Annotated in this window: 12 protein-coding genes and 1 pseudogene; 8 read left to right on the forward strand and 5 right to left on the reverse strand. The window is 70.7% G+C overall.

Annotated features, from left to right (window positions below):
* Nucleotides 1–1,373: 1,373 nt before the first annotated feature.
* The 5 genes from KM842_RS13400 to KM842_RS15890 form a co-directional block, all read right to left on the reverse strand.
* A complete protein-coding gene (locus KM842_RS13400) occupies nucleotides 1,374–2,336 on the reverse strand; it encodes a D-alanine--D-alanine ligase family protein (RefSeq protein WP_216259118.1) in 963 nt (320 codons plus the stop codon).
* 69 nt (nucleotides 2,337–2,405) lie between these two features.
* The gene (locus KM842_RS13405) at nucleotides 2,406–3,707 is read right to left on the reverse strand and encodes an aminotransferase-like domain-containing protein (RefSeq protein ID WP_216259120.1); all 1,302 of its coding nucleotides are present in this window, start codon (nucleotides 3,705–3,707) and stop codon (nucleotides 2,406–2,408) included.
* A gap of 235 nt (nucleotides 3,708–3,942) precedes the next feature.
* Nucleotides 3,943–4,269, reverse strand: coding sequence for a thioredoxin (trxA, locus tag KM842_RS13410; protein ID WP_110902894.1), 327 nt, complete (start codon nucleotides 4,267–4,269; stop codon nucleotides 3,943–3,945).
* Between the two features lie 82 nt (nucleotides 4,270–4,351).
* Nucleotides 4,352–5,347 carry a thioredoxin-disulfide reductase gene (gene trxB / locus KM842_RS13415; protein ID WP_216259121.1) on the reverse strand — a complete coding sequence of 332 codons (996 nt, stop codon included), beginning with the start codon at nucleotides 5,345–5,347 and terminating at the stop codon, nucleotides 4,352–4,354.
* An 84-nt stretch (nucleotides 5,348–5,431) separates the two neighbouring features.
* Nucleotides 5,432–9,781, reverse strand: a complete 4,350-nt coding sequence (locus KM842_RS15890) for a DUF6049 family protein (protein WP_253206135.1) — start codon at nucleotides 9,779–9,781, stop codon at nucleotides 5,432–5,434.
* A 110-nt stretch (nucleotides 9,782–9,891) separates the two neighbouring features.
* Between KM842_RS15890 and KM842_RS13425 the strand changes: the two are divergent.
* From KM842_RS13425 to KM842_RS13460, 8 genes and pseudogenes are all read left to right on the forward strand, one after another.
* Nucleotides 9,892–11,324, forward strand: a pseudogene (locus tag KM842_RS13425) (CCA tRNA nucleotidyltransferase).
* A 145-nt stretch (nucleotides 11,325–11,469) separates the two neighbouring features.
* A complete protein-coding gene (rpsF, locus tag KM842_RS13430) occupies nucleotides 11,470–11,853 on the forward strand; it encodes a 30S ribosomal protein S6 (protein ID WP_216259123.1) in 384 nt (127 codons plus the stop codon).
* 3 nt (nucleotides 11,854–11,856) lie between these two features.
* Nucleotides 11,857–12,441: a single-stranded DNA-binding protein gene (locus KM842_RS13435; RefSeq protein ID WP_216259125.1), complete on the forward strand. Its 585-nt coding sequence runs from the start codon at nucleotides 11,857–11,859 to the stop codon at nucleotides 12,439–12,441.
* Between the two features lie 44 nt (nucleotides 12,442–12,485).
* The gene (gene rpsR, locus KM842_RS13440; protein WP_056121021.1) at nucleotides 12,486–12,743 is read left to right on the forward strand and encodes a 30S ribosomal protein S18; all 258 of its coding nucleotides are present in this window, start codon (nucleotides 12,486–12,488) and stop codon (nucleotides 12,741–12,743) included.
* Nucleotides 12,744–12,757: 14 nt separating this feature from the next.
* Entirely contained in the window at nucleotides 12,758–13,210 is a 453-nt protein-coding gene (gene rplI / locus KM842_RS13445) for a 50S ribosomal protein L9 (RefSeq protein ID WP_110902890.1), read from the forward strand.
* A 303-nt stretch (nucleotides 13,211–13,513) separates the two neighbouring features.
* Entirely contained in the window at nucleotides 13,514–13,807 is a 294-nt protein-coding gene (locus KM842_RS13450) for a WXG100 family type VII secretion target (protein WP_216259127.1), read from the forward strand.
* A 75-nt stretch (nucleotides 13,808–13,882) separates the two neighbouring features.
* Complete coding sequence (locus KM842_RS13455) at nucleotides 13,883–14,188, forward strand: hypothetical protein (RefSeq protein WP_216259129.1); 306 nt, start codon at nucleotides 13,883–13,885, stop codon at nucleotides 14,186–14,188.
* Entirely contained in the window at nucleotides 14,188–15,627 is a 1,440-nt protein-coding gene (locus tag KM842_RS13460; RefSeq protein WP_216259130.1) for a hypothetical protein, read from the forward strand. The genes KM842_RS13455 and KM842_RS13460 overlap by 1 nt, the downstream gene beginning before the upstream one ends.
* Nucleotides 15,628–15,653: the final 26 nt, after the last annotated feature.

Genomic DNA, 15,653 nt, shown 5'->3' on the forward strand with positions numbered 1-15,653 from the left:
GCGGAAGCTCCCGCGATGCGGGCCCGCAGTCGGGTGGAGGTGTCGGCCAGACAAAAATGTTTCACGTGGAACCGGCTTCCCCGAGGCCTCAGCCCCGACGGCTAGGGCGACTGCGCTGTGCAGCCGGAGCGCAGTCAGGCGGAACTCTGACGGAGTTGCCCAGCGTGGGTGTCTGGATCGCACACCGTGCCGGGGTCAGGCATCGCACGGGCGCCACTCTGAGTCGGAAGCGATCGTCGTGTCAGCGGCTCGGACGTTGAGGGCACGGTGCTCGGGCTGCGGGGGAACGGAGCGATCAGCGCAGGGATCGGGGTCGCCGGGATGGCGACGGTCGGGAGGGCGATGGTCGGCCCGCTGCAGTCGCCGATCAGGGCTGAGCCGCCGACGTGACGGAGCGAACGGATGACACTCGCTCCCTCGGGTCTCGACGGTGTAGCCCGAGGCGACACACGCTCCGTTCCGTGAAGAACCGGTATCGGTCGACGCGGAGCAGGACCAGTGCCACCTGTCCTGGAGCGGCGGCGGAGCATGACCACGGTCGGCAGTGCGGTGCGCGAGAGACGCCGCGCGCTCAGGCCGACTTCTGCGTCGGGGTCGTCGCGGGGACATTGTCGCGGTCGGCTGGTTCCTGGGCGGGCGATTGGCGGTCCGCGATCCTGGCGGGGCCCAGACTGCCGGCTGCCGAGAGCTCACATCGCGATAGGACCATCGTGGGCGGCCGGGGCGCGAGCGAGTGCCCGAGGCACGGTACGAGGTCACGGAGCATCTGCGGCCGCAAGCCGGAAGGCGGGCGCCCTCTGGCGAGATCGCCCGGCCAGATAGCGGATCTACCCCGAGCCGATATCCGGCTGTCCGGCTGTTCGGCGAATTATCGGGGCGGCCACGGTCGCGAGAAGGACCACGCCGCCACGTACATGATCGACTGCGGCGATGCCTGCACGGGCGACCCGCAGCGCTCCGACTCTGAGTCAAGCCGCTCCTGGTTGAGGAAAGCCAGCGGAGCCGCTCCTGTCCACTGCAGCGGATTCGTGAAGCGGACCCTCCCGCTGGGCCTGCAGGACGGCCAGCTCGCATCGGGCGCAGTCGCCCGCTTCGCCCGCGGAGTCTGGTGCCGCCCCGAAGCGCTCACAGTGCGTCAGGACGGCCTCAGACGAAGGGGAGACGCCCGACGCTCGCCCGAGGGGCTCCGTGGCCCAGGAGGCCGTCTCAGGGCCCGGAGGACAGCGCTACCGCCGCGCTCCCCTGGCCGCCTCTGCACGACGATCGGACGGAACCCTCTCCCGCACGAGCAACGTCCCACGGCGGCCATCAGCAGAGGGCGGTCAGTCTTCCGTTCGACATCAGGGGATGTTCCACGTGGAACGTCCGACGGATCAGGCCGAGTGGTCCCGGATCGCCTGCTCCGCGAGCTCCGCGTACGTCCACCCGAGGTCGAACCCCGACGCTGACAGCGCCTGCGGCACGAGCGACGTCTCCGTCAGCCCCGGCAGCACGTTGGCCTCGAGGAACCACGGCGTCCCCGCCCCGTCCACGATGAGGTCCACACGCGACACGTGCCGCAGCCCGAGCGCCCGGTGCGCGAGCACGGCTGCCGCAGAGGCTGCACGCAACTGCTCCTCGGGCAGGCGAGCCGGCGTGTAGAACGTCGTCTCCCCCGCGTTGTACCGAGCCTCGTACCCGTACACCCCGTTGCGCGGCACGATCTCCACCGGCGACAGTGCGAGGGGGCCGTCGCCGGTGTCGATGATGCCGACGGCGATCTCGGTGCCACGGATGAGCTGCTCGACGACGGCGTCCTCGCAGTACGTGTACGCCGACACCATCGCGCGGGGCAGGTCGTCCGCGTGCTCGACCAGGGTCACCCCCTGGGCGCTGCCGCCGCGGGCCGGCTTCACGGCGAGCGGTACCGGGTGCTCTGCGGCGATCGCCTGCAGGACGCCCACGGCGCCGAGCTCGCGGAAGACGTCGTGCGACAGGGTGACCGACCGCGGGGTCCGGACGCCGGCGCGGGAGACGAGCGCCGAGGCGGTCGGCTTGTCCCACGCGAGCCGGGCCGAGGTGGACCGCGAGCCGACGTACGGGATGTCGAGCGCCTCCAGGATGCCGCGGAGCGCGCCGTCCTCGCCGGAGGCACCGTGCAGTGCGGGCCAGACCACGTCGGGTCGATCGTCGGTCAGGGCCGGCAGGAGGGACGCGTCCGCGTCGCGCAGGTCGACCTGCCAGCCGTACCCGGCCAGCGAGTCGGCGACACGGCGTCCCGATCGGAGCGAGATGTCACGCTCGTGGGAGATGCCCCCAGCGACGACGACGACGTGACGGCGGGCGAACTCGGCCATGGGGTTGTTCCTCCACGAGGGGTCTGCGTCACCGTGCACGGCGATGCACGGAGGTACGGAAATGCCCGGTCAGGACAGGTTCGGCGGCGGCGAGCTGACGGTCGAGGTGCTCACCGTGGTGGCCGGTCGTGTCGCGGGCCCGAAGGTCTCGACGAGCTCGAGCTCGTCGTTGACGACCGTCGCGAGCCGCTTGACGCCGACCCGGATCTGCTCCGGCGTCGGGTAGCAGAACGAGAGGCGGATGTTGCCGGCCCCGCGGCCGTCGGCGAAGAACGCCGTGCCCGGTGTGTAGGCGACGAGCTCCTTGACCGCGCGGGGCAGCATGCCCTTCGAGTCGAGGGAGTCCGGCAGCGAGAGCCACACGAAGAAGCCACCGTTCGGGACGGTCCACCGCAGGTCGGGCAGGAACTCCCCCAGCGCGGACAGCATGGCGTCGCGGCGCTCGGCGTAGATCCCCCGGAACGAGTCGACCTGACCCTTCCAGTCCGCGGCGTCGAGGTAGGCGTTGACGACGTACTGACCGAACGAGTTCGGCGCGAGGACGGCCGACTCGTTGGCGAGGACGAGCTTCTCGCGGATGGCGTGCGGTGCGAGGGCCCACCCGACACGGAAGCCGGGTGCCAGGGTCTTCGAGAACGACCCGAGGTACACGACCCCCTCGTCGTCGATGGACCGGATGGCCTGGGGTGCGGGCTCGTCGAACCAGAGCAGCCCGTAGGGGTTGTCCTCGAGCACCAGGATGTTGTTCGAGCGGCAGATGTCGAGCACCTCGATGCGGCGCTCGCGGCTCATCGTGACGCCGGCCGGGTTGTGGAAGTTCGGGATCGTGTACAGGAACTTCATCCGCTTGCCAGCGGCCCGCAGACGGCCGATCGTCTCGCGGAGTGCCTCGGGGACCAACCCGTGCTCGTCGGTCGCCACGTGGACGGTCTCGGCCTGGTACGACCGGAACACACCGATCGCGCCGACGTACGAGGGCGACTCGGCCAGCACGACGTCGCCCGGGTCGATGAACAGGCGCGTCACGAGGTCGAGGGCGTGCTGGGACCCCGTGGTGACGACGACGTCTTCGGCGCTGGCACGGATGCCCTCCAGGCTCATGACGTCGACGATGTGCTCGCGGAGGGAGCGCAGGCCCTGTCCCCCGCCGTACTGCAGCGCCATCGCAGCGTCCTCGTTCATGACGCGGTCGATGGAGCCGGTGACGAGCTCACGCGGCAGCGCGGAGACGTAGGGCATGCCGCCCGCGAGCGAGACCACCTCGGGCCTCGACGCGACGGCGAACAGAGCTCGGACCTCGGAGGCGCTCAGCCCGGCGGTGCGCTGGGCGTAGGAGTCGTACCACGGATCGAGACTGTTGCCGTTCGTCATCGAGTTTCCTCCACTCGGTCGTTCTCGCCACAGTACGACATGCAGCCGGGCATCCGTCGCTGCGTGTCACGGGCCGATCGCCGATCCGTGGCCTGGCACCGGCCTGGAGGCCCACCCAGCGTCCGCCGCGTCGGCGGACCTGGGACGGGCCTCCGGACAGGCGAACGCCCCGCCCTCCGATGGAATGGAGGACGGGGCGTCCGGGTCTGTGCGCGGTTCCCGCTGTGCCGGTTCCTCAGGCGAGGAAGTCGGCGAGGTCCGCCTCGAGGGCCGGCTTCGGCTTGGCGCCGATGACGGTCTTGACGACCTCGCCGCCCTTGAACACCTTCATCGCCGGGATCGACGTGATCTGGTAGTTCATCGCCGACTGGGGGTTGTCGTCGACGTTGAGCTTGACGATCTCGATCTTGTCGGCGTGCTCCGCGGCGATCTGGTCGAGGATCGGCGACACCGCACGACACGGGCCACACCACTCGGCCCAGAAGTCGACGAGGATCGTCTTGTCGGACTTGAGGACTTCGGCCTCGAACGTGGCGTCGGTGACGGCCTTGGCGCTGGACATGTTTGCTCCTTCGACGGAAGTCGGTTCGGTGAGGGGAACGTGGTCGGCCGGCGGGGCATTCCCCCGGTCGGCCGCGCCGGGGTCAGACCCGGGCGGTGACGTCGATGATCGCCTCGGTCGGGGTGACGCCCTCGGCCTGGTCGGTGAGACCGTGGTCGAGGTCGGCGAGGTACTTCTCGGCGTCGAGGGCGGCCACGGCACCCGAACCGGCAGCCGTGATGGCCTGGCGGTAGGTGGGGTCGAGGACGTCGCCGGCGATGAACACACCGGGGACGCCGGCCGCGCGGGAGGAACGACCCTCGACCGCGAGCGTGCCCTCGGGTGCGATCTCGAGCTGCCCGTGCACGAGGTGCGTGCGCGGGTCGTTGCCGATCGCGATGAACAGGCCGTCGAGTGCCATCGAGGACTCCTCGCCGGTGACGGTGTCCTTGAGCGTGACGCCCTCGACCGCGGAGTCACCCGTGATGCCGGTGACCTCCTTGTTCCACGCGAACGCGATCTTGGGGTCGTTCATCGCGCGGTCCTGCATGATCTTCGACGCGCGCAGGGAGTCCTTGCGGTGGATGACCGTCACCTTGTCGGCGAAGCGGGTGAGGAACGTCGCCTCTTCCATGGCGGAGTCACCGCCGCCGACGACGGCGATGTTCTTCTGGCGGAAGAAGAAGCCGTCGCACGTGGCGCACCACGAGACACCGTGGCCGGACAGGCGCTCCTCGTCGGCGAGGCCGAGGTGGCGGTAGGCGGAGCCGGTGGCGTAGATGACCGAGAGGGCCTCGTAGGTCTCGCCGGAGCCGACGGTGACCTTCTTGACCTGACCGGTGAGGTCGACCGAGACGGCGTCGTCGTACAGGACCTCGGCGCCGAACTTCTCGGCCTGCTCCTGCATCTTGATCATGAGGTCGGGGCCCTGGACGCCCTCGGGGAAGCCCGGGAAGTTCTCGACCTCGGTGGTCTTGGTGAGTTCACCGCCGGTCTCGACACTCGAGGCGACGATGAGCGGCTTCAGCTCAGCGCGCGCGGCGTAGATGCCGGCCGTGAACCCGGCGGGGCCGGAACCGATGATGATGAGCTCGCGCATGACTGCCCTTCCGTTGCGTGCTACCGGGAGAACCCATGGTAGCGACGGGACATTCCCCGGCAGCCGTGAGCGACGGGACGCGGATCAGCGGCCGAGACGGGCGCGGACGAGGTCGACGGCGCTGCGGACCTCGGCGTTGCGGAGGAGGGCCAGGACGCCGAAGTACACGGCCACCATGACGACCCCGCCGAGGACGACGGTGATGACCGCGCTCGTGAAGTCCGCCATCGCGAAGCCGTCCTCGCGGAAGGCGCCGAAGAAGTTCACGACGACCAGACCCACCGCGCCCGCGACGAGTGCCGCGACCACGAACTGCAGGTGGGAACGCGTGACGATCGGCCCCTCGATGCCGTGCAACCGGCGGCGGACGATGACGAGGGCGACGACGGTCTGGGCGGAACCGGCGACGGTCGTGCACGCTGCGACCGCCAGGCCGATGACGTCACCCGGCAGCGTGGTGACCGCGAGGGCCCCGACCACGAAGAGGCCCGACTGGACGAGCTGCATGAGGAACGGCGTCCGGTGGTCGTGCATCGCCCAGAACACCCGCTGGATGATGAAGAGCATGCTGAACAGCACCAGGCCGGGCATGTAGGCCAGCAGCACGCCGCCGATGGACAGCGCGCCCTCGAACGTGCTCGAGAACATCCGTCCGAACGGCACCGCGACGACCATGAGCGCGACGCTCGAGAACACCGTGAACAGGCCGACGATCCGCAGGGACAGCGACAGGTTGCGGCGGACGGCGTCGAGGTCGCCCCGGTCGGCGTCGTGGCTCATCCGCGTGAAGTACGCGGTGGCGATCGACACGGCGATGATCGAGTGCGGCAGCATGAACAGCAGCCAGGCGTTCTGCAGCACCGCGTTGCCGGCGTTGCCCGAGCCGAGCGACGCCACGCGGGACTGCACGATCCCGGCGAGCTGCGTCACGAGGATCATCGCGAAGAGCCAGCCCGCGGCGGTGCCCGTGGCCTTGAGGCCGACGCCGCGCCAGCGGAAGTCGGGGCGGAACGTCAGGCCGGCGCGCTTCCAGAAGAAGGGCAGGAACGCGGCCTGCGCGAGGACGCCGAGCGAGGCGCTGCCGGCGAGCACCGCGATCTTCACCGGGGTCCAGTCGTCGGTGCCGGCGTTCACCGTGCGGGTGCCGAACAGCGCGATGAAGACGACGAGGCCCGAGATCGCGATGACGTTGTTGATGAGCGGCGCCCAGGTGAACGGCCCGAACACCTGCTTGGCGTTGAGCACCTCACCGAGCAGCGAGTACACCGCGTAGAAGAGGATCTGCGGCAGGCACCAGAAGGCGAACGCCACGGCGAGGTCGGTGGTGGCGGGCGAGAAGCCCTTGCCGTCGTGGGCCTGCGCCGAGTACAGGCGGACGAGCACCGGTGCGAGCAGGGTCGCGACGATCGTGATGACGACGAAGACCGTGGCACCGAGCGTGACGATCTTGTTGACGTACGCGCGGCCGCCGTCCTCCTGCTTCATCGAGCGGACGATCTGCGGGATGAGCACCGCGGACAGCAGACCGCCGGCGATGAGCGCGTAGATGTTGTTCGGCAGCTGGTTCGAGACCGCGAAGGCGTCGGCCGACGGCGAGTTCGTCTGACCGATCGCGTACGCGAGCACGAACGTCTTCGCGAAGCCGAGCAGCCGCGAGATCATCGTGCCGGCTGCGAGCATGGCGCTCGCCCGCCCGAGGTTCCGCCCGCCTTCCGGAGCGGTGGCGGCGGTCTCGGCGGAAGGGGTGGCGCTGATGGTCGGCTCCTCGTGCTGGCGACGGTCCGCGGACCGGCCACGGTCGTCGCGGGTGCGGTCGTCGTCCCGGTCGTCGGACGGGAGGCTCGCCGTCACCCCGGCACGCATGATCGCGTCCTCGAGACGGTCGCCGTCCCCACCGACGGTGTCGGTGCCGGAGCTGGCCGCGGCGACGGCGGTGGCCGCCCCGGGGACGGGGGTCGCGCCTCCCGTCCGGGTGTCGGCGGCGGACTGCGCGACGGTGGTCCGCCCCGTCGTGGCGGCAGCAGGGCCGGCAGCAGCCGCAGCGGACACGGGGCCGGCGGCCGACGCGGTCGTGGCGGCGGTCTCGCCGGGGCCGGCGGGCTGCACCTCGAGCGGGCGGTTCGGGTCCTCGTCCTCGGGCTCGACCTCGCCGTTGCGGCGGCGGAGGCGTCGGCGCACGTTGCGGACGATGCCGAAGCCGAAGACGGCGATGACGGCTGCGGCGGCGACGGCCGTGATGACGGTCTCCCACTGCGCCTGCACGTTGATCTCGACGGTCGCGGGCGTGGCGATGCGGGCGCCGGTGGCGCTGGTGAGCGACATCGACAGCTCGACCTTGCCGTTCGCGACCGACTGCACCGGGAACGTGGTGCGGGTCGAGGAGCGCGGCTGGATCGTGACCTCGACGGCGTTCCGCTCGATGCGCAGGAACGAGTTCGACGGCGTGACCGTCAGGAAGACCGTGACGGGGTGGTCGGAGCGGTTGCGGACCGAGATCGGCAGCGACGACCGGTCACCGAGCAGCGTGATGTCGCTCGAGTTGACGATGCCGACGCTGCGGATGGTCTTCTCGTTCGCCGCGGTGATGCGGTCGACGAGCGCGTCGAGGCCGGTGGTGTCGGTGCGCCAGGCGTTCGAGGCGGCGGCGAGGGTCGTCAGGCGGGCGGGGGCGGTGACCGTCGCGGGGTCCTGGACGGCGCTGGCGAAGTCGGTCAGGTCCTGCTCGGACCGGACCAGGCGGCGGAGCGTGTCGAGTCGCTCGTCCCCGACGCTGCTGCTCTGCAGGGTGAGGGAACCGGGGGTGGCGTCGACGACGGTGGAGAAGTCGGTCGGGGAGACCCAGGCGGTGCTCTCGAGGGCGCTGAGGGCCTGGTCGATGCGGGCGGAGTCGGTCGGCCAGGTGCGGTCGAGCGTGAGGAGGACCGGCCCGCTCGCGGTGCCCTGGACGGCGACGGTCGCGAGGGTGGCGGAGAGCTTCGTCATCGCCTTCCAGTACGCCCGGCCGTCGGTGGCCGTGGCGGCGTCCTGCAGCAGGTCGGACATCGCCTGGTCGGAGACGAGGGCCTGGGTGCCGCCGATCTTCTCGGACGCGGCGATCGTGGTGCTGCCGCCGGCCGAGGTGTTGCCGCTCGAGACGATGGCGGAGCGGTAGCCGGCCTCGCGCAGGGCTCCGAGGTCGTCCGAGGCGACGCCGCCCTCGGCGGGCCAGGCGACGGTGTCGAGCGTCCAGGGGAAGTCGACGAGGGACTGGGACGTGGGGAGGGTGCTCGGTGCGTCGGCCCCGGGGTCGCCGGTGCCCGTGCCGTCGCCGGGCGTGCCGTTGCCGGACGTGCCGTCGTCGGACGTGCCGTCGTCGGACGTGCCGTCGTCGGTCGGGGCGGAGGCGCTGCCCCGACCGGTGCTGTCCCGGGTCGTGGCCGGGGCGGTCGCGTCGGTACCGTTCGCATCGGTACCGGTCACGCCTGGGGTCGCGCCGTCCGTGGGTGCGACGGTCGGGCTCGGGGTCGCGCCGGGGAAGCGGTCGGCGTCGACGGCGGCGGCGATCGCCTGGTCGAACGAGATCGGCGCGGCGATGCCGGGCGACCCCGCCTGCCGCAGACCGGCCACGTCCGCGTCGGCGTAGGCGAGCGGGAACTTCTCGTTCCGGAGGCCCTCCAGCCGGTCGAGCCAGGCCGTCGCGGAGCTCGGGGCGTCGTCGCCGAGGATCCGGATGGACGCGATGATGCGCGGGTCGACCGCGAGGGCGACGCTGTGCCCCTCCGCGGCGTCGAGCTGCTTCGTGAGGGTGCCGTCGACGGCGGTGTCGGCGGCGAGGGTGCCGGCCGGCAGGAGGCCGTCGTCGGTCGCGGGGACGGTGACGGGCATGGCCACGGCGACGTCGACCGGGGCGTGGTCGAGAGCGGGGTTCCACGTGAAGGCGGAGCGGCCGACGGCGAGGGTCGAGCCCGCGACGTACGAGGCCGCGATGCGTCGGGCGCCGAACGGGTTGAGCGTGCCGAGCCGGACGTCGGCGAACGGCACGGAGATGGAGCTGATCGTGACCGACCGGTGCGCCGGAACCTCGGGGACCTCGACCTCGTCGATCGTCGGGCCCGTCCACCCGTCCGTCGTGGTGTCGCCGAGCCAGTCGGTGAGGATGTCCCGCGTGCCGACGACGGACCGGTTGATGTGGAGGTCCGCGGCCCCCGGCGGCAGGGCCGTGTCGGTGTCGTTCGTCACCGTCAGGGAGAGCGAGAGGTCGTCACCGAGCTCGAGGACACCACGCCCGGTGGGCGTCAGCTCCACCGAGGTCGTGCCGGTCTGGGCGGGCGACGGGGCGGCCGGCGTCGTGGTGGTCGCGGCGCCGGCGAGGTCCCCGGCGGCTGGCGCGACGACCAGTCCGGCGGTGACCAGAGCGGTCGCGGCGGCGGCGAGCACGGTACGGAGTGTCTGCATGTGAGAGGGCCCTGGTCGGAGCGGGCCACGACGAGTGTACGAGGGCGGACCATGGCGGCAGGCGGGCGCGCAGGTGCTCGACGCCACGATCTGGGATGATCGACGGCGTCATGCAGTCCGTAGCCCAGGCCGTCGAGCGACTCGACGCACTCGCAGCCACCGACACCGTCGACGTCCTCGCGCGGGCGTTCGCGGCTGCCGGTCACGAGCTCGCCCTCGTCGGCGGGCCCGTCCGCGACGCCTTCCTCGGCCGTCCCGTCACCGACCTCGACTTCACCACCGACGCCCGTCCGGACACGATCCTGTCGATCGTCGGACCGCTGGCGAAGACCACGTGGGACGTCGGCCGGCAGTTCGGCACCATCGCCGCACTGGTCCGGGGCGAGCAGGTCGAGATCACCACGTACCGCAGCGACGTCTACGACGGCGAGACCCGCAAGCCCGAGGTCACGTTCGGCGACACCATCCAGGACGACCTGCTCCGCCGCGACTTCACCGTGAACGCGATGGCGCTCCGACTCCCCCAGCGCGAACTCGTCGACGTGCACGGCGGTGTCGAGGACCTGCTCGCCCGTCGGCTCGCCACCCCGCAGGCCGCCCGCATCTCGTTCCGGGACGACCCGCTCCGCATGATGCGTGCCGCCCGCTTCACCGCGCAGCTCGGCTTCACCGTGTCCGACGACGTGCGCGACGCCATGGCCGAGCTCGCCGACTCGATCGACATCGTCTCCGCCGAGCGCGTGCGGGACGAACTCGTGAAGCTCCTGAACACCTCCGAACCCGTCGAGGGGTCCGGCTGCTCGTCGACACCGGGATCGCCGAGCGCTTCCTGCCCGAGCTGCCCGCGATGCGGCTCGAGATCGACGAGCACCACCACCACAAGGACGTGTACGAGCACTCGCTCACCGTCCTCACCCAGGCCATCGGGTACGAGGCCGAGCGGCACCCCGGGGACGCCCCGGACACCGTGCTGCGCCTGGCCGCCCTGCTGCACGACATCGGCAAGCCGGCGACGCGGAAGCTCGAGCCCGGCGGCGCGGTGAGCTTCCACCACCACGACCTGGTCGGCTCGAAGCTGGCCAAGAAGCGGCTCCGCGCCCTCCGCTTCGACAACGACACGATCGCCGCGGTCTCTCGGTTGATCGAGCTGCACCTGCGGTTCTTCGGGTACACCGAGGGCGCCTGGACCGACGCGGCCGTCCGCCGCTACGTCCGCGACGCCGGCGACCAGCTCGAGCGGCTGCACGAGCTCACGCGCTCCGACGTCACCACCCGGAACCGCCGGAAGGCGGACCGGCTCGGCTTCGCCTACGACGACCTGGAGGCCCGGATCGCCGTCCTCGCGGAGCAGGAGGAACTCGACTCCATGCGTCCCGACCTCTCCGGGGACGACATCATGCGCATCCTCGACATCCCGCCGGGGCGGGCCGTGGGCGAGGCGTACCGCTTCCTGCTCGAGGCGCGCATGGACGAGGGGCCGCTCGGGCCGGAGGACGCCGAGGCGCGCCTCCGCACCTGGTGGGCGTCCCGCGACGAGGGCTGATCCACTCGACGGTGGCGTGCCTCCAGGCCGTCCGCTACGATGGGCAGGTTGTCTCGCGCGCCTTCTGCGTGCCGGGGCATATGCATCAACCCTCCTGTCCCGGGAACTGCCCGGGGCCGCTGAGACCAGAGGAGGTGGGTTCCGCATGCACCAGTACGAACTGATGGCGATCCTCGACCCCGAGATCGATGAGCGCACCGTCGCTCCCAGCCTGGACAAGTTCCTCGCGGTCATCCGCAACGACGGTGGCACCGTCGACAACGTGGACGTCTGGGGCCGTCGCCGGCTCGCTTACGAGATCGCGAAGAAGAACGAGGGCATCTACGCCGTCGTGAACTTCACGTCGTCCGCCGACTCCGCCAAGGAGCTGGACCGCCAGCTCGGTCTCTCCGAGGCCGTCCTGCGCACCAAGGTCCTCCGCGCCGAAGAGGGCATGGCCCAGGTCGCCGCGCAGAAGCAGCGCGACGAGGCCCGTGCCGCCCGCAAGGCCGCCAACGCGACGGCCACCGCGACCGCGAGCGCCGAGTAGCCCGTGGCCGGCGAAACCGTCATCACGGTGGTGGGCAACCTCACCGCGGACCCGGAGCTGCGCTACACGCAGAACGGGCTCGCCGTGGCGAACTTCACCATCGCGTCGACTCCTCGCACGTTCGACCGTCAGGCGAACGAGTGGAAGGACGGCGACGCGCTGTTCCTCCGTGCGAGTGTGTGGCGCGAGTTCGCCGAGCACGTGGCGGGGTCGCTGACGAAGGGCTCGCGCGTCATCGCGCAGGGTCGTCTCCGTCAGCGTTCCTACCAGGACCGTGAGGGTCAGCAGCGCACGAGCATCGAGCTCGAGGTCGACGAGATCGGCCCCTCGCTGCGGTACGCGACCGCCCAGATCACCCGTGCACCGGGTGGCAGCGGCGGTGGCGGCGGTGGACGCGGCCAGGTCGGTGGCGGCGCCGGGGGCAACTCCGGTGGCGGCAACGGCGGCGGCTGGAACAACAACGGTGGCGGCGGTCAGTCCGACGCCCCGTGGTCCCCGCAGGGTGGTCAGCAGGGCGGTGGCAACGCACAGTCGAACGACGTGTGGAGCACCCCCGGCGGCACCTACGACGACGAGACCCCGTTCTGATCCTCAGCGGTCTGACGACACAACTTCTTCTCTAAGGACAAACAATGGCTGGAAAGAGCACCGGCGACCGCCGGAAGCCTCGCGGTAAGGGCGGCAAGAACGCCGCTCCCGCGAAGGCGATCAAGGTCGGCGTCATCGACTACAAGGACGTCGCGACCCTTCGCAAGTTCATCTCGGAGCGTGGCAAGATCCGCGCCCGTCGCATCACCGGCGTCTCCGTCCAGGAGCAGCGCCTCATCGCCCGTGCCGTGAAGAACGCCCGTGAGATGGCGCTCCTCCCCTACGCCGGCTCCGGCCGCTGATCGGAGGTCGACACATGTCGAAGCTCATCCTCACCCACGAGGTCTCCGGCCTCGGTTCCGCCGGTGACGTCGTCGACGTCAAGAACGGCTACGCCCGCAACTACCTGATCCCGCAGGGCTTCGCCGTGTCGTGGTCGAAGGGCGGCGAGAAGCAGGTCGAGTCGATCCGTGCTGCTCGTACCGCGCGCGAGCTCGCCACCATCGAAGAGGCCCAGGACCTCAAGATGAAGCTCGAGAACGCCACCATCCAGCTGTCGGTCAAGGCCGGCAAGGACGGTCGTCTCTTCGGCTCCGTCCGCCCGGGTGACGTCGCTGACGCCGTCCAGGCGCAGGGCGTCGGCTCGCTCGACAAGCGCAAGGTCGAGGTCCCCGCGACCATCAAGACCGTCGGTGACCACGAGGCCACCGTGCGTCTGCGCGAGGACATCGTCGCGACCATCTCGCTGAAGGTCGTCGCCGCGAAGTAGCAGCACCCAGCACCGCCGAGGGCGGGTCTCCCGAACGGGAGGCCCGCCCTTCGTCGTCCCCGGACGGTGCGTCCGCCGTCGGCACCCGTCGTGACGGTGACCCGCGCGTCGTGACGGCGACCCGCTCGTCGTGACGGGGACCCGCCTGTCGTCCGGTCGGTGCGCCTCCCGGCCGCTCGTCGGCCCGACGGGGAACGCTCGGTGAACAGGGTCTGAACCCCCTCGTCCGGGGGTGGACCGCTCGGTACGGTCGTCGAGGCCTCCGGTTCCGGAGGTGAACGACATCGAGACCAGGAGCACGCAATGCCCAACTTGAACGTCACCTACGGCGAGATGCAGGACGCCGCCACCCGCCTCGTCAACGGCGAGCAGGACATCACCTCGAAGCTCCGTGAGCTCAAGGCGCTGGTGGACTCGCTCATCTCCGGCGGCTACGTCACCGACCAGTCCTCGGTCGCCTTCGGCAACTCGTACCAGGAGTTCAACGACGGTGCCACGAAGACCATCGAGGGTCTCGAGGGCATGTCGATGTACCTGAACAAGGCCGCCGAGGCGCTGCAGCAGACCGACACCGAGCTCGCGAACGCCATCAAGTAGCGCGGGACACCGGGCGGCCCAGAGCCGGGCCGCCCGGTCCACCTCCACCGGCACGGGCATCGATCGGGAGCACCCATGGCAGACCTCATCATCACCAAGGCCGTCCTCGAGGACTCGGCCACCAAGCTGCAGCACATCTCGGACGAGCTCGAGCACCAGAAGTCGGACGACCGCGCCCTGACCGAGGTCTACGGGCAGCACGACGTCCAGAAGGCCATGCACGACTTCTCCGGCGACTGGAAGATCCACCGCAACAAGATGAAGGGCGCGGTGAAGGACCTGCACGACAAGATGCAGAAGTCCGTCGAGAACTGGTCCTCGCTCGAGCAGGACCTCGCCGACAAGCTGACCACCGAGCACACCGACGGGACGGCCGCCTGATGCCCGCCCGCGGAGGGAACTGGGCGCTCCTCGGCGAGGGGTCCGACCCGATCGTCGCCGACGTCCCCGTCGTGCAGGAGCTCGTCACCTACTACCGGTCCATCGCCGACGAGATCCGTTCCGAGGCCGACGTCCTGAGGAAGATCGGCGAGGGCGACGAGTCGCAGTTCAAGGGCGCCTCGGCCGACGCCGTCCGGAAGAAGAGCGGGGAGGTCGCGTCCTCGCTGCTGAAGATGTCCGGCCGCTACGACGCGATCCGCGACGCCCTGACCGGGTACGTGCCGGAACTCGAGACCGCCCTGGACGAGTCCGCCACCGCCCTCCGCGAGGCCGAGGACGCCTCGGCCGCCGGCGCCCGCGCCACCGGCATGCCCGACCCGTCCCAGGGCCGCGCCTCCGACGCACCGCCGATGACCGCGGACGAGCAGGGTGCCGTCGACGCCAAGCACCGCGCCGCCGAGGACGCCCGGTCGGGTGCCGACGCGGCGACCGCCCGGCTCCGACGGGCCGTGGACACGCTGAACGGCGCCGGACGTGCCGCCGCGTCGACGATCCGGGCCGCGTGGGACGACGGGCTGCACGACACCCTGGGCGACAAGATCAAGGCGTTCTTCTCGAAACTGCTCAAGATCCTCGTCAAGATCTTCACCTACATCGGGATCGCGCTGGCGGTCCTGGCGATCATCATCCCCGGCGTCGGCATGTTCACCTTCATGGCCGCGGTGGCCGCGTCCGTGGTCCTCGTCGCGAACATCGCGCTCGCGGGCATGGGCGAGGGCTCGTGGCTCGACGTCATCACCGCTGCGGTCGGGCTCGTCCTGGTCGGGGTCGGCGGGGCGCTGACGAAGGCGGTGTCGACGCTGAAGACCGCGGGTCTGACGAAGAGCATGGCCGGGTTCGAGAAGAACTCGCTCGCGAAGATCCAGCAGCTGCAGAACAAGCGGTCGTTCCAGATCGAGAAGGCCCTGAGCGCGCGGACGACCCCGAACGGCGTGCAGTCCGCGCTGGCCCAGGTGCGCACGATCGGCAAGGACATCGAGAAGGTGCAGGACGGCCTGGCCGCGGCGCGGACGAAGGGCACCATCGGCGGGTTCCGGGAGAAGCCGAACTGGTGGCACCCGGGCAAGGCGCTCTGGAACGACGACAAGGGCAAGTTCCGCGACGTCTTCGTCAAGGGGGACTGGCGGGCCGAGCGGCTGTTCAGCGTCGACCGCCAGAACGAGATGCTGGCGATGCAGAAGGAGATGTGGACGAAGTACGGCGTCCAGATCGCCGCGTCGCCGACCTGGCACTCGTGGGCCGCCGGTGGCCGCGTCGTCGCCAGCTGGGGCAACACGATCGTCTACGGCCAGGGACTCAAGCCGACCGGGTTCGGCACCGACCAGCAGCGGCTGCCGGGCTACAACGAGGCCGCGAAGACCCTGACGCACGGCTTCTAGCCGCCCACCGCCGCTCCACCGAAAGC

Origin of the sequence: Curtobacterium sp. L6-1 (assembly GCF_018885305.1) — a bacterium.
GTDB lineage: Bacteria > Actinomycetota > Actinomycetes > Actinomycetales > Microbacteriaceae > Curtobacterium > Curtobacterium aetherium.

Bases quoted from the DNA above. Each gene is read 5' to 3' on its own strand.
- KM842_RS13460 (WP_216259130.1), top strand. From the start codon at position 14,188: ATGCCCGCCCGCGGAGGGAACTGGGCGCTCCTCGGCGAGGGGTCCGAC.
- rpsF (WP_216259123.1), top strand. From the start codon at position 11,470: ATGCACCAGTACGAACTGATGGCGATCCTCGACCCCGAGATCGATGAG.
- KM842_RS15890 (WP_253206135.1), bottom strand. From the start codon at position 9,781: ATGCAGACACTCCGTACCGTGCTCGCCGCCGCCGCGACCGCTCTGGTC.
- trxA (WP_110902894.1), bottom strand. From the start codon at position 4,269: ATGTCCAGCGCCAAGGCCGTCACCGACGCCACGTTCGAGGCCGAAGTC.
- KM842_RS13405 (WP_216259120.1), bottom strand. From the start codon at position 3,707: ATGACGAACGGCAACAGTCTCGATCCGTGGTACGACTCCTACGCCCAG.
- KM842_RS13455 (WP_216259129.1), top strand. From the start codon at position 13,883: ATGGCAGACCTCATCATCACCAAGGCCGTCCTCGAGGACTCGGCCACC.
- trxB (WP_216259121.1), bottom strand. From the start codon at position 5,347: ATGCGCGAGCTCATCATCATCGGTTCCGGCCCCGCCGGGTTCACGGCC.
- KM842_RS13400 (WP_216259118.1), bottom strand. From the start codon at position 2,336: ATGGCCGAGTTCGCCCGCCGTCACGTCGTCGTCGTCGCTGGGGGCATC.
- KM842_RS13450 (WP_216259127.1), top strand. From the start codon at position 13,514: ATGCCCAACTTGAACGTCACCTACGGCGAGATGCAGGACGCCGCCACC.
- rpsR (WP_056121021.1), top strand. From the start codon at position 12,486: ATGGCTGGAAAGAGCACCGGCGACCGCCGGAAGCCTCGCGGTAAGGGC.
- rplI (WP_110902890.1), top strand. From the start codon at position 12,758: ATGTCGAAGCTCATCCTCACCCACGAGGTCTCCGGCCTCGGTTCCGCC.